At 52.2% G+C, this 427-nt stretch carries 1 protein-coding gene; it reads left to right on the forward strand.

The window, feature by feature from the left end; genetic code table 11:
• The coding region (locus BTA35_RS18080; protein ID WP_161489896.1) for a hypothetical protein at positions 1 to 348 on the forward strand (348 nt) is incomplete at its 5' end.
• Positions 349 to 427 lie beyond the last annotated feature (79 nt).

Genomic DNA, 427 nt, shown 5'->3' on the forward strand with positions numbered 1-427 from the left:
GCCATCTTGCTGGACGTGATGTTGTTCGACGAGGAATACCCAGCACTTGCCACCTATTTCACCCATACCTCTGACATTCGCAGCAGCCTAAACGAGTCGTGCGGTGAGTGGAGTGATGAGGTTGCCAAACGCCTTGGTATCAAGCTTTCGCAGGCCCCGGTAGTGCCGGTTAAAGCCTCTCAACCACTCGACGAAGCCCCTCTAATTCTCGGTGAAGAATTGTTGAATGAATTAACCGACGAGCAGGAAGCATTTATCCCGTTGTTCGGGCGTGCATCAGCGCCACGCCAAAGGGGCGAAGCCCTGCGAGCCGCTTCGAAAGTTCCACCCGAAACCATCACCCACTAACTACTTAAAAAAGGACTTTGAAATGCTGCCAAGCCACCTACTTCGAATGGTCAGCCTTTGTATCAGCGGTGACTATCAA

Source organism: Oceanospirillum linum, from assembly GCF_001995095.2.
Classification (GTDB): Bacteria; Pseudomonadota; Gammaproteobacteria; order Pseudomonadales; family Halomonadaceae; genus Oceanospirillum; species Oceanospirillum linum.